This is a genomic window from Acinetobacter sp. ACNIH2, assembly GCF_002934965.1.
GTDB classification, from domain to species: domain Bacteria; phylum Pseudomonadota; class Gammaproteobacteria; order Pseudomonadales; family Moraxellaceae; genus Acinetobacter; species Acinetobacter tandoii.
In genome coordinates this window covers 2,925,329-2,939,474 of record NZ_CP026412.1, presented here as the reverse complement: position 1 = coordinate 2,939,474, position 14,146 = coordinate 2,925,329, and the positions used below count along the sequence as shown (strand labels likewise).

Genomic DNA, 14,146 nt, shown 5'->3' with positions numbered 1-14,146 from the left:
CTCTATCCATAACCTTGATAAAAGAGATTAGAACAGCCAATGCATTATAGTTAAGACCAGCAAAACAAGGAAAACACTCTCACCTATCATTAAAAGGATCGGCTTAATACCCACCGTTGCGAGTTCTTTCAGTTGTGTTTTCATACCCAAAGCACTAATTGAAATAATCAAGCACCAACGAGATAACTCATTAATACCACCTTGCACCATAACTGGAACCCAACCAGAACTATTAACACAAGCAAGAATTAGGAATCCTACAGCAAACCATGGTAATAAAGGTGGTCGCTTTCCATCTGATGAGACACCTTGCATACGTGTAATCGTGGCAGCACAAACAATAACAGGTAACAACATAGCCACCCGCATAAGCTTAACTACAGTTGCGGTATCACCCGTTTCCGCGGACATACTATAACCTGCACCCACCACTTGAGCGACATCATGAATAGTTGCCCCTAAGAAAATACCTGCTTCTTTTGGAGATAAAGCCAGCCAGTGGGCAATCATTGGATATACAATCATTGCCAAAGTAGACAGTGCAGATACACCAATGACTGTAAATAATGTCGCTTTTTCCTTATTGGGATGATTTGGTAATGCAACAGAAATTGCGAGTGCCGCTGACGCACCACAAATCGCGGTAGCTCCTCCCGTCAACATACCAAATAGTTTCTGAAAACCGATCCATTTCGCAACGAATATAGATACGGAAATCGTCACAATTATGAGTATGATCACCAATGCCACCGGTTGCCAACCTAATGCTGTAATTTGTCCTAATGTAATCCGCATACCAAGCAAAGCAATACCGACCCGCATGACTGTTTTGGCAGTAAATTCTATGCCTGCTTTACACTTTCCTTCCACAGCCAGAAAATTCAATCCCATACCTAGCAATAACGCGAACAACATTACAGGTGCGCCATAATGTTCCGAAAGAAAGCTTGCTGCTGCAGCGGCTACTAAACTGACCGTGAACCCTGGTGTGAGTTCTCGGATTTTTTGATGCAGACCAATTTGTTGCATATAATCAAGTTGACTCAAATTACTCACACTATTCTCCAGCATTCAACTTAATAAATACTTGTTCGCCAATGACTTCTACAGGATATGAGGCAACTTTTAGTTGTGTTGAATTGATCAAACATCCATTAGCTAAATCAAAACGCAAACCATGTGCACAGCACTGAATTACACGCCCGTCTAATTTCCCTCCAAATAATGAAGCTCCTTGATGTGGACATCGATCATCAATGGCATAAAATTGAGCTGCAATGTTAAATAATGCTAATGCCTTATTCCCTATGATTAAAAAGGCTCGTTCACCTAGCTTAGGAATTTTTTCTTGTGGTACTTCAAAACGAACTGTCATACGGCTTGTCCCTGTGTAGCAAGAACCTCAAGCATTGCCTGATAAAGCACATCTGCTGATTGAGCCCCTGCAATCGCAAAACTTTTATCAAATACAAAATATGGCACGCCCTTTCCTCCTGTATTTGCCGACAAAAATGGCGTCGTTGTTGTATTACTTATATTGTTCAATTCTTCTTCAGGGACTCCTAAATAGGCTGCAATCCTCTTTAGAACTGTTACATCCCCAATATCTTCTGAATGCAAGAAATAGGCTGAAAATATTCCTTCTAATAGCCGATTCCGTAACATCAGATCGCCCTTAGTTTCGATATGCTTAATTAACTGATGAGCTTTTCTTGTATTCGGCATACGTTGAATACGATCAAAATTTATCTCTAAGGAAACAGCTTTTGCAGCTTGACGTACTTGATTCTGACGCATTCGAACTGCGGTAATACTCCCTAATCTTTTTAAATAGAAAGCTTGAAAAGGGACACCTTCTTCTGGAATTTCAGTTAATAACTGTACGCCTTTCCATTGCAATTTGACTTCTACATCAGGATCGCTCTGTTGCAGCAATTGAATGGCCGCTTCTAATTGCCGTTTGCCAATCAGACACCAAGGGCAAATAAAATCAAAATACACATCAATATGAATCCAACGAGACATCAGCGATCACCTGTATTAAATAACTGAGTCGGTTCCAATTTGGTTTGTGCTTCAAAACGAGTGATGTCTCGAAGATAGTGACGTTTAGCATAGAAAAATACGGCTGCCGCCGCGATGCTCATTAAAGGCATAAGTTGAAAGGCACTGTGTAAGCCAATCACATCCGATATCTTTCCAATAACCAAAGGACCTAAAGCCAAACCAAGAAAATTATTGGCTAAAGTTAAGGTTGCAAATGCTGTGCTATGTACAGAATTATGGGTCAGGTTTGCGACCATCGCACTAGAAGGACCATTGGTTCCAAGTGCAATAAACATCCCAATACAGATCATGAGCAGTTGCCCATTTCCAGCAGGCATCCCAAAGGCAATTGACAACAGAACACAACCAATCAAACAAAATGCGATTGCTAGACTCACTTTGCGATCAGGTCGATTACGCCCCAAACGATCACACAACATTCCACAAAGAATGGTGCCAATTGCACTACTCAGCACAATCACCGCAGCGACAACACCTGCTCTATCTGTACTCATGCCATAAAATCGATTGAGGTAACTCGGCAACCAAACGATGACTGTGCCCCCAACAAATAACTGCAAACCGCTGCCAATATAGGTTGCAAGCACAGAACGGCTGGAATAAATAGATTTTAGTGGTTGTTTAAATTGATCAGGTTTGGCTTCAGACTTAATCTTACGGGACTGAATTCCTATCTTTTTCTCTTTGACGACCATTGGGTATAAAAGTGCTAAACACAACCCAAACACCGCCATGCCACCAAATGCCCAACGCCAACCATAGTGTTCAGCCATAACACCACCTAAAGCCATGCCCAAGAAGGAACCAAACACTCCACCTGCCATAAATGCACTGGCTAATGTTGCACGCATTTCACGGGGAAAGACGGCTACAACTACCGCAATCCCTACACTGCCATAAGCTGCTTCACCGACACCCACCATAAAACGGGCGATAAACATCTGTTGGTAATTTTCCGCAATTGCACAACCAAGCGTTGCCAAACTCCATAACACAGCCATAAAAGTGAGACTTTTAATTTTGCCGAAACGGTCAGCCAATATAGATAAAGGTAATGTTAACAATCCAACCATTAAAGCAACGATGCCACTTAATAAGCCGAGCTGACTATCTGACAAGGCCCATTCATTTTTAATTAAAGGAAAAACCGCATTAAGCACTTGGCGCGACATATAGTCCGAAATAAGCAAACCAAAAGTTAAAGCAAAAACTAACCACGCATACTTACGTGGTATGTCGACTGATGTATCTAAGCCATCTGTAGAACTGGCATACTGATGTGCACCCATACGACCTCCTTGTGTTTCTTATACTTTCTAATTCTCATTCTTCATAAAAATTGTGCCTGATCCGCCGCACAATCAACTTAGTATCTTAGCCAAGCCAACATTCCATTTGACTCGGCTGTTGTTGCGTTCGTTTGATACGTTAACCATTAACCAACTTTACGATTTATGTCATATGACGTTTGGTCAAATATAATTTCACCAGTACGTTGAGGAACCCCTTTTTGACCTACTTTTCGGTTCGGTGCCATACCATTGGCGAGTAAGGTCTCTTCAATACTGTTGTATTGCACGCCTATGCGATAAATCTCACGTGCCTCTTTGCCATTTGCTACTTCACGACCAAGCTCATGCGCAATACGAACAGTTTGTTGAATTTGCTGCACAGAACTAAAACGCTCACCACGATGATCGATAATTGTGTCCTCATTACCTACACGCGCATGCAAACCCATCGCCATAGACATGGTGTTAAATGGCAAAACGTTTTTAAGCAATGATTCTGAGGTCAAAGTACAGCCATCTGGGACACGGTGAATAAAGTTAAAGAAGTTAAATGGATTTGGACCATCAAAACCGCCACCAATACCAATCCATGTCAGATTCAATGGCCCCATGTATAAACCTTTACGCACCATCCGTTCCAAGGTTTCTAAACCATGCATACCAGTTAATTGAAAGTGCGGCTGAATGCCATTTTTACACAAACGCTTTAAGTGCTCAGTTAACCATGCCGGTCCTGCGGGTACAGTCATTTCGGCATATGCTTCTTGAATGGCAGGATGTTCAAGTGATGTACCTTTCAAATATTCAGGATACAGAAGTTCCATAATATTCATTTGCGTAGTGTTCACTGCAACCGTCACCTGATCTGGCTTTGGGGTCAGTTCTGCGAGCATATGGCGCGTATCATCACTAAGCCAAAGGGCAGCTTCACCTTCACTTTCAGGTGCAAATGAAATTGAACCACCGACCTGAATAATCATGTCAGGTACAGCTTCACGCACACCTGCAATCAGTTCATTAAACTTAGATAAGCGTTTTGAGCCTTTGCCATCAAGTTCACGCACGTGCAAATGTAGTACCGATGCACCTGCTTCATAACACTCCACCGCTTTTTGGATTTGCTCATCCATGGTTACCGGAATATCTTCTGGAAAATCCTCTGGCATCCACTCTGGGCCGTAAGGTGCAACCGTAATAACCACTTTTTCCATATTTTCTGGGTGCAAAGAATCATCAAAGAATTGCATATGCATCTCCTCGTATAGTGTTCAAATTGTGAATTGAGTAAAATGTTTTAATTCTTAAACTTAGTAAGTGGCATTACCAATAATGCCCGCGCGTTCCATTTTGCGGTGACATGCAGGATAGTCCATGACTGCATAATGCTGTGTGCTACGATTATCCCAAATGGCAATACTGTTTGGCTTCCAACGCCAGCGAACTTGGTACTCTGGAATATAAGCCTGTGAAATTAAATAACGCATTAGATCAGCAGCACCCGGATTGGCATCTTGTCCAAAACGCACCATATCTTTGGTATGAAAATTACTGAAGTGCGTCGTAAATGCATTCACGTACAGAATTTTTTCGCCTGTTTCTGGATGGGTACGAACCACAGGATGCTCTGCATCTGGAAACTGTTGTTTCAGAGCTAACCGTTTTTCAATCGGCATCGCTGCACCAAAGCTAGCTTCTATACTGTGGTAAGCGCGTAAATTGGCAATTTTGGCCTTAACATCATTTGGTAAATTTTCATACGCCATCACCATATTCGTCCACATGGTGTCGCCACCAACTGGAGGACACTCAATACAACGCAGGACACAACCCATTGGTGGAACTTTGCGCCAACTGGCATCGCTATGCCACGCGTTTTCATAGCGATCAATTGGACTTTCTGGACTTTTATAAATTTGCACCAACCCCGGATGCTCTGGATGACTTCCCACCGCAGGATGGTCTTCCAACTGTCCAAAACGCTCTGCAAATGCCACATGCTCAGCACGAGTTAGATTTTGATCTCTTAAGAACAAAACACGATGTTTTAAAAGATGAGCGCGAATTTCAGAGAACAGACCATCATCATGAATTGCATCTGCCAGATTTATCCCGCTTAGTTCTGCGCCAATATGGCAGCTTAATTGTTCAATTTGCATATGAAATCCTTTTCAAATTACAAAAATAGAAGAACCTGTGGTTTTACGTGATTCCAAATCACGATGTGCCTGTACTGCGTCTTTCAGTTCATAACGTTGATTAATTTCAATTTTGATTCGACCACTTGCGACATGATCAAACAGTTCATTGGCTAAAGCTTGTTTCTCCACTGGGTCGGCAATGTAGTCTGCGAGTGCTGGACGGGTAATATATAATGAGCCTTTTAGTGCCAGCAAAACTGGGTTGAAGTCTGGAATCGGCCCTGATGCCGTACCAACGCACACCATTAAACCACGACGTTTTAACGAGTCTAAAGACGACATAAAGGTGTCTTTACCTACACTGTCAAAAACGACATTAACACCAACACCATTGGTTAACTCACGTACACGCTCTGCAACATTTTCATGGCTATAGTTAATTACATGATCACACCCGTGTGCTTTGGCAATCGCAGCTTTTGCATCCGAAGAGGTTGTGCCAATAACGGTCAAACCAAGTAACTTTGCCCACTGCGCCACAATCAAACCCACACCACCTGCCGCAGCGTGTAATAAAATTGTATCTCCTGCCTTAAAGTCATAAATTCGACGCATTAAATAACTAGCAGTTAAACCGCGCATGGTCATTGCAGCTGCTGTCTCGCAGGAAATTTCTTCTGGTAATTTGATTAAAACATTTGCTGCAATTAAACGTGCCGTACTATATGCACCTAAGGTATTTAAAAACCCCGTATAAGTTACACGATCCCCAACTTTAAAGTCGGTCACACCCTTACCCACAGCTTCAATTACACCTGCAGCTTCTACCCCCATACCATTGGCTAAAGGAATTTGATAAGTACCATCACGAAAATAAGTATCAGCATAGTTCAAACCAACGGCTACATGTCGCAGTCTTACTTGCCCAGTATCCGGTTCACCGACTATTATATCCTCGTAACGCATTACTTCTGGGGTTCCTGTTTCATAGAACCTGATTGCTTTATTCATCGTCATTTTACTATCCGTGTCGTATTCTTATTCGGTGCTTAAAGAAGCATGTACTCAAACTACAACATAGCTAGGGTGACAACTTCGCATTAGACGACATTGATTTAGCATTTTACGACATGGCATAAGTAAGGATAGCTGCAGACTACAATTCTGTCGAAATCATAACTTGAAACTCTTATGCGTCCCTAGACGATATAAAACATGAAAATTATTGAATTAAAGCACGCACAATGATCATGAATTTCAAGAAAATTTGCATAAGAACAAAATAAGCTCAAATTCAACCTGATCATTAACCCAATAACAGAGTAGCGATTAGCTCAAATTTGAGCTAATCGCTATACCGTTTTATATCAATAAACTAAATTTATCTGTGAAATATCAATGCATTTTTAATTGTGGTCTAGCCGACTTAGATAAAACATCCTTTAACATCAGAATGCTGGTTTTAAATAATCCATGCAAAGCGATTTGATGAAACCGATACAATGACATATACATTAAACGAGCAACAAACCCTTCAATATTGATATTGCCCATAACATGTCCAACACTATTACGGTCACTTAAAGACACGAGTGAGCCTTTATCCTTAAAGACAAATTCTGGAAGTGGTTGACCAGTGATATAAGCCGCTAAGGCTTTTTCCAAAAAAATTGCCTGTTGATTGGCGACTTGAGCACGCGGTGCTAAAGGACGCTCCTTGCCTTTTGGTGTATAGCTCGCGCAATCCCCCATTGCAAAAATTGAATCATCTCGTGTCGTTTGCAAGGTCGATTTAACGATGAGTTGATTAATACGATTGGTTTCTAATTCTGCAATGTTATTGAGAAAATCTGGCGCTTTAATTCCCGCAGACCAAACCTTTAAGTCAGCAGCTAATTGCGTTCCATCATCAAAATAAATATGTGTTTCATCAATTTTTTGTACTCGACTTTTGGTTCTGACCTGAATACCCATGTTGACTAATTCTGCTTCAGCCAAACTTGATATTTTAGAGTTCAGCACTGGCAATACTCGATCAGCCGCCTCAATTAAGGTAATACACACATTATCGGGTTGAATACTATCTAAACCATATTTACAAAATTGATGTGCCGCGAAATGCAATTCCGCTGCCAATTCAACCCCTGTTGCACCTGCACCAATAATCGCAATATTCAGTAAGCTACGCTGCGTATCTTCAATTAGGGTATTAGCTTGAGCTTGGAGATATAGATTTAAAAACTCTTTCTGTAAATAATCTGCCTGAGCACGCGAATCCAGGCACACACAATGTTCTTTTGCGCCTTCAGTATTAAAGTCATTTGAAGTCGATCCTACCGAAACAACTAAAATATCGTAAGCAATAGAACGACATGGCGCAATTTGCTCACCTAGATGAGAACTTAATTCCGCAAGTTGAATCTTTTTTTCAGTGCGATCAATATTGATCATTTTCCCCAAAAAAAACTCAAAATGATTTTTATTGGCATGTGCAAAGTAATTCAATTCATCATCATGTGAATTCAATGTTCCTGAAGCCACTTCATGTAAAAGTGGCTTCCAAATGTGGGTTAAAGTTGCATCGACCAAGATAATTTCAGCTTTATTTTTTTTACCTAAACGGTTCCCTAAACGCGTCGCGAGTTCGAGCCCACCAGCTCCACCACCGACAATTACGATGCGTTTCTTACAATTTTTGTTTTCCAGTTGCATTGTTGTTTCTCCAATTGTTTGATGGTTAGGAAACATTCGATTCATAATCATCAAATAATTGTCTAGCGTTCCATTGCGCTTAGAGTTGTATCAAAATGTATCGCAAAATAATAAAATACAAATAAATGATAGTGAACATTTATTTAATAAATAATGATAAAAATTTAACGAGATCAGAGGCGAGATTAAATTTTAAATATCAGCAACATGAAAATTAAAATTATTATTTTTATTTATTTTTCAAAAGTATATTTTGACTAAATTTTCAAAACGCATATAAATTTTATGAAAACAAAGGAGATAAAGCTCTAAGTTTTTAATATACTATTCAACTTTCAAATGTTCTTTTTTTAATCAAAATAAGCAATATTTATGAAATAAAGGAAAAAGTTACCCTGCATTTGGCTTCGTTTATCAGGAGAACTTCTGACATGGATCACTTAGAAAATTATGGTTTTAAAACTCAAAATAGCCCCAAATTTTGAATAGTTTTTTATATGCTGCATTTAAAAGTCAGCCATTAATATACAAATCTTGGTGCTTAAATAAGACCATTTTTAATAATGACAGCAAGAAAAAGTCACACCCCTTTTTCAAGAGGTATGACTAAAATTATTAGGTTTATTGCAACTCAAATTAAATCAATTAGGCCAACAATTTGACTTTGGCAAGATTCGAATATTTGGCACGTGCAGCATGTAGTTTTTGATAACTATCAAGTAAACGTTGATGACGATCTAACCCTTCAAGTTTCATACTGGTTGGCGTTAAACCATAGAATCGAACACTACCATCGACTGAACCCACGGCTGCATCCATGTGTTCATCACCAAACATACGGCGGAAATTGACTTCATAATCTTCAAGTTCCATGTCATCATCGAGTTCAACTTCTAACACAACATTTAAACATTGGTAGAATAAACCTCGTTCCACTGTATTGGTGTTGTATTGCAAGAAAGTTTCAACCAAGTCTTTGGCTTCTTCAAATTGCTGTAAAGCCAAATAAATCATCAGCTTGAGTTCAAGTATCGTAAGTTGTCCCCAAACCGTATTGTCATCAAACTCAATCCCAATCAGGGTTTTGATGTCGGTGTAGTCATCCAACTCGCTTTCTTCTAAACGTTCAACCAAGGCTTCAAGCTGCTCATCATCTAAACGGTGTAAATTCAGCGTGTCTTCGCGGAACCACAACGCCTTATTGGTATTGTCCCAAATTAAGTCTTCAACCAAATAAACTTCTGAATAGCCAGGCACTAAAATACGGCAGGCTGTAGCACCTAAATGCTCATAAACAGCCATATAAACTTCTTTGCCCATATCTTTGAGGATATCAAACAAGATTTTGGCTTCATCAACATTTTTCGCATGTCCTTCAGCACTAAAATCCCAATCGACAAAATCATAATCCGATTTCGCACTAAAGAAACGCCAAGACACCAAGCCACTCGAATCGATAAAGTGTTCTACGAAGTTGTTCGGTTCTGTGACCGCCTGCGAACTAAAAGTTGGACGTGGTAAATCATTTAGTCCTTCAAAACTACGACCTTGCATTAATTCAGTTAAGCTACGTTCAATCGCCACTTGCATATTTGGATGAGCACCAAACGAAGCAAATACGCCACCAGTCCGTGGATTCATTAAGGTGACACACATCACTGGGTACTTTCCGCCCAATGATGCATCTTTCACCAAAATTGGGAACCCTTGCTCTTCTAAGCCTTTAATCCCTTCAATGATGCTTGGATATTGCGCCAGTACATCCGCAGGTACGTCTGGAAGTGCAATTTCCCCTTCAATGATTTCACGCTTCACTGCACGTTCAAAAATCTCGGATAAACATTGAACTTGCGCTTCTGCAAGCGTGTTACCTGCACTCATCCCATTACTTAAATATAAGTTTTCAATCAAATTGGTTGGGAAGTACACCACTTCACCATCTGACTGACGCACGTAAGGTAATGAACAAATACCACGCTCGATATTGCCTGAGTTGGTATCGTATAAATGCGTGCCTAAAAGTTCATTTTCAGGATCATAAATTGCTTTGCAATACTCATCCAGAATCTCTGGTGGTAATTCACCGTTTGGACCAGGTTGGAACCATTTTTCATCTGGATAATGTACAAATTCGGCATTGGCTATTTCTTCACCCCAGAATTGATCATTGTAGAACAAATTACAGTTCAAACGTTCAATAAACTCGCCCAAGGCTGAAGCTAAAGCACTTTCTTTCGTTGCACCTTTGCCATTAGAGAAACACATTGGAGAATGCGCATCACGAATATGCAACGACCATACATTTGGCACAATATTGCGCCAAGACGCAATTTCAATTTTCATGCCTAAGTTCGCCAATAAGCCTGACATGTTGGCAATAGTTTCCTCTAAAGGTAAGTCCTTGCCTGTGATATGAGTCAAGTGTTCAGACGCCAGATTCGGCATTAAAAGCGCTTGTGTATCTGCATCAATACTTTCAACTTCTTCAATGACAAAATCAGGTCCTGTTTGGATCACTTTCTTTACTGTACAACGGTCAATCGAGCGTAAAATCCCTTGGCGATCTTTTTCTGAAATATCGGCTGGTAGCTCAACTTGGATTTTAAAAATCTGTTTATAGCGATCTTCAGGATCAACAATATTATTTTGTGATAAGCGAATGTTATCGGTTGGAATGTTACGTGCAAGGCAATACACCTTAACAAAGTAAGCGGCACACATCGCTGAAGAAGCTAAGAAATAGTCGAATGGTCCTGGGGCTGAACCATCGCCTTTGTAGCGAATAGGTTGGTCAGCAATTACAGTAAAGTCATCAAATTTAGCTTCGAGTCGAAGGTTATCGAGATAATTGACTTTAATTTCCATGTTGGCACCTAATGATGCTTATATGCCTACACCAGACAGATAAGCGTCGAAAATATTGAATTAAAAGCAGAATGCAATGAAGAAATTGGTTTGCAAAAAGAATCAGCCAAAGGCTTGGCGCTGATTAAAAAACGGCTTAACGAATGCGCGTAGATTTTACAGATTTCTGGCTCAAAGTGGAAATGCTATCTTGAGATTTATGCAATTTTTCCCATAAGCCCGTACATTTTAAATATGTACTATATTCAATTGCTCGGTTTTTCAAAACAAAACACATCTAAACAATATGTAAGCATTCACTGTACAGATGAATCCTGTATTGATGAAACATCGTGATATTCCCCTGAATTCTCAGGGAAACATCAAAAGTCTGTCCTTGGATCAATTCGACCCATGCAAGCTTGGCATCACAATTTTGATGACAATATGCTAACTCAATTTCTCTAACTGAAAATCCTCAAATGCATCAAATGGTCGCCCCGAATTAGAGTCAATAACTTCCACATAATTTTGCCCCCATACGATGAGGTTACGATCTTTCACACCATGAAGTTGAATCTGGAGCTTTCCATCATCATTGAATGCAAACTTCCCGTTAAAAGTTTCAGACTTCTTGTTGCCGCTATTTGCTGTCCGTATCAATTCAAAGCTTTGATCTTGATTTAATTTAAGGTCAATTGTTGATCCTTCACAGCCATCACAGAACGTAGGACAAGTCACGCATGGCGTAATGCCTCGGTATTGCCCCACCCACAGTTGCAGTTGCGGATCTACAGCTTTTGTGGATTTTTCAGTTTCACGGGTTGAATGTTCAGCTTGTTTTGACTGGCTACAGCCCAAACATAAACTGGCAAAAACGAATGAACACAGTAATGTTTTTTTCATTTAGAAGGTCCAATTCAAGGTAGCGGTTGCCTTAAGTGGTTCACCAGGTTGAACCCAATTATTGGTATAGCTAGCAACGTAATAATCTTGATCAAACAGGTTATCAATATTAAGTTGCACGCGTAAATCAGGACGAAGTTGTGCATACGCCCCCACATTTACAATCGTAAAATCAGGTAAGCTGGTACCATTATCAATATAGTTTGCACTACGCTTGCCATAATAATTCACATGACCAATCAAGCCTGCATCATATCCCGCAAAGTTGAATTGGTAATTCGCACTCAAATTTGCCGTATGCTTCGGGATATTCTTTAATCTTGCCCCTTTTGCCTCAACCTCACTCTCAACGATAGATGCATCCGTAAACGTATAATTTGCGTTGAGACGTAGCTGATCGGTCAATTGGTGTTGTAATTCAAATTCAACCCCGTGGCTTTGCACGCGTCCACTATCAACATAACTATCACTGATTCCTTCGGTTAAAAGATGTTGTTTATCGAGATCAAAATAAGTGAGTCCCAACCAACTTTTGCCTTGGAATTGATATTTTGCACCGACTTCCCAACTTTCAGTTTTCTCAGGATTATACAAGTCATTGTTTTTATTTAATCCTGTATTCAGTTCAAATGCTTTGCCCCAATTCGTATAGAAAGATAGTCTCTCAGTTGGTTGATAATTGATTCCTGCTCGAGGAGTAAATGGTGTAAACGCTTGTTCAGCAGATTTTCCACTACGATGGTCATCGATTTGCTGTTCTAAACGATTTAAACGCCCACCAACAAGTACATTCCACTGATCATTCAAGAAGATTTGATCTTGCAGATTAAATCCCAGCATTTGCTGCGTTTCTTTGGTATTTTTGGTGGTTCGTGTTAATGGCAAAATATTCTGACCATATACGGGGTGATTAAGATCAATCTGACTCGATGCTCCCGCGGCACTACGGCGTTGTAACTGATCAATCGTATAGTGACCTGCTTCTATGTTCGTGACCAACTCATGTCGAATTGACCCCGTATTCAATTTACCCCGCAAAATCGACTGAAAGTTTGTCGTCTCGGTTTCAAATTGGCGTGAACGACGGAAACGGTTTGCGGTCTGCCCATCTGCGGTGATAGAAGAAATTTCAGTCGATGTCCCTGCTCGCTCGCCATGACTATAGGTGATTGCCGTGGTGTTGTTCCAATCATCATTAAATGCATGATTCAAACGCAGTTGAACCATTTGATCTTGAATTTCAATATCACCGTCGCTAGGTTCGCCCAAAAATGTTTTTTTGTTCAGGTTCAATTGCCCATTAACCATTGGAATACCTCGGTCGAATACCCCTTTCGATTGAGCAAACTCGGTATCCAAATTCAACTGGGTTTGCGCTGAAAGCTTCCAAGCCAGTTGCGGCGCAATATAATAATGTTGGCTATCGACTTGATCTCGAAAGCTCTGATTATTTTCATAAGCCAAACCCAGTCGATAAGCCACATCCTGATTCATTGCACCTGTGGTATCCAATGCAGCACGATATTCTTCAAGGGTGCTACCACTCACACTTAGGCTATTTATAGATTCCCATTCGGGCTGTTTGGTGGTGATATTCATAATCCCGCCAATTGCACCTTGCCCATACATTGCTGCCATAGGGCCTTTTAGGAAATCAATCGCGTGGATATTCACCATGTCTCGAGGTGTATGAATACCACTCACTGAACTTAAACCATTTCGCATATAGATAGTGCCCATATTGGGGTCTGTACTAAAGCCTCGAAAAGAATAATTATCCCAAAAACCACCACCATAACTGTCTTGATAAACCACACCATTAACCAATGACAAAGCATCACTAACTCGATGAACATGATGATTTTGAATGTCCTCATTGGAAACATGGGACTTTGTAAATGGAACGTCTAATAAGTCATGATTAAACTGGGTAATCGCCTGAGATGAGGTATGTCGTTCATCCTGCTTTTCAGCAGTCAAAGTAATGGTCGACAACTGGGTTGTTTCTGTTTTTGCTTCAACCTCTGCTGCATGACTGGTTTGAGCATTTAAGCCAGATATTGCACCGAGTATTACACTGCATAAAACTTTAAAAATTCGAGGGTTAATCTGTGTTTGAACATATGGCGAAACCATACCGCCATTTCCTTTAAGGAACGGATTTAACTTGAATTGAGACATTTCAAT

The 14,146-nt window shown here is 40.3% G+C and carries 11 protein-coding genes; all 11 read right to left on the bottom strand.

The features are described 5' to 3' along the window. Nucleotides 1-27: 27 nt before the first annotated feature. A complete protein-coding gene (locus tag C3F34_RS13845) occupies nt 28-1,029 on the bottom strand; it encodes a YeiH family protein (protein ID WP_044740636.1) in 1,002 nt (333 codons plus the stop codon). A gap of 28 nt (nt 1,030-1,057) precedes the next feature. Then, nucleotides 1,058-1,375 (bottom strand): Rieske (2Fe-2S) protein, encoded by a 318-nt coding sequence (locus tag C3F34_RS13840; protein WP_044740627.1) that lies wholly within the window; start codon nt 1,373-1,375, stop codon nt 1,058-1,060. Beyond that, on the bottom strand, nt 1,372-2,025 hold the full coding sequence (locus C3F34_RS13835; protein WP_104441860.1) for a DsbA family oxidoreductase: 654 nt from the start codon (nt 2,023-2,025) through the stop codon (nt 1,372-1,374). The genes C3F34_RS13840 and C3F34_RS13835 overlap by 4 nt, the downstream gene beginning before the upstream one ends. Next, nucleotides 2,025-3,356 (bottom strand): MFS transporter, encoded by a 1,332-nt coding sequence (locus C3F34_RS13830; protein WP_104441859.1) that lies wholly within the window; start codon nt 3,354-3,356, stop codon nt 2,025-2,027. The genes C3F34_RS13835 and C3F34_RS13830 overlap by 1 nt, the downstream gene beginning before the upstream one ends. Nucleotides 3,357-3,502: 146 nt before the next feature. Further along, nucleotides 3,503-4,606, bottom strand: coding sequence for a 3-keto-5-aminohexanoate cleavage protein (locus C3F34_RS13825; RefSeq protein WP_044740624.1), 1,104 nt, complete (start codon nt 4,604-4,606; stop codon nt 3,503-3,505). A 60-nt stretch (nt 4,607-4,666) separates the two neighbouring features. Then, nucleotides 4,667-5,515, bottom strand: coding sequence for a TauD/TfdA dioxygenase family protein (locus C3F34_RS13820; protein WP_044740623.1), 849 nt, complete (start codon nt 5,513-5,515; stop codon nt 4,667-4,669). 12 nt (nt 5,516-5,527) lie between these two features. Next, a complete protein-coding gene (locus tag C3F34_RS13815; protein ID WP_044740622.1) occupies nt 5,528-6,514 on the bottom strand; it encodes a quinone oxidoreductase family protein in 987 nt (328 codons plus the stop codon). A 378-nt stretch (nt 6,515-6,892) separates the two neighbouring features. Further along, the gene (locus C3F34_RS13810) at nt 6,893-8,209 is read right to left on the bottom strand and encodes an NAD(P)/FAD-dependent oxidoreductase (RefSeq protein WP_104441858.1); all 1,317 of its coding nucleotides are present in this window, start codon (nt 8,207-8,209) and stop codon (nt 6,893-6,895) included. A gap of 645 nt (nt 8,210-8,854) precedes the next feature. Further along, a complete protein-coding gene (locus C3F34_RS13805; protein ID WP_104441857.1) occupies nt 8,855-11,074 on the bottom strand; it encodes an OsmC domain/YcaO domain-containing protein in 2,220 nt (739 codons plus the stop codon). Between the two features lie 429 nt (nt 11,075-11,503). Then, on the bottom strand, nt 11,504-11,959 hold the full coding sequence (locus C3F34_RS13800) for a copper resistance protein NlpE N-terminal domain-containing protein (protein ID WP_044740620.1): 456 nt from the start codon (nt 11,957-11,959) through the stop codon (nt 11,504-11,506). Continuing rightward, nucleotides 11,960-14,140 carry a TonB-dependent receptor gene (locus C3F34_RS13795; protein ID WP_228155304.1) on the bottom strand — a complete coding sequence of 727 codons (2,181 nt, stop codon included), beginning with the start codon at nt 14,138-14,140 and terminating at the stop codon, nt 11,960-11,962. It lies immediately after the preceding gene. Nucleotides 14,141-14,146: the final 6 nt, after the last annotated feature.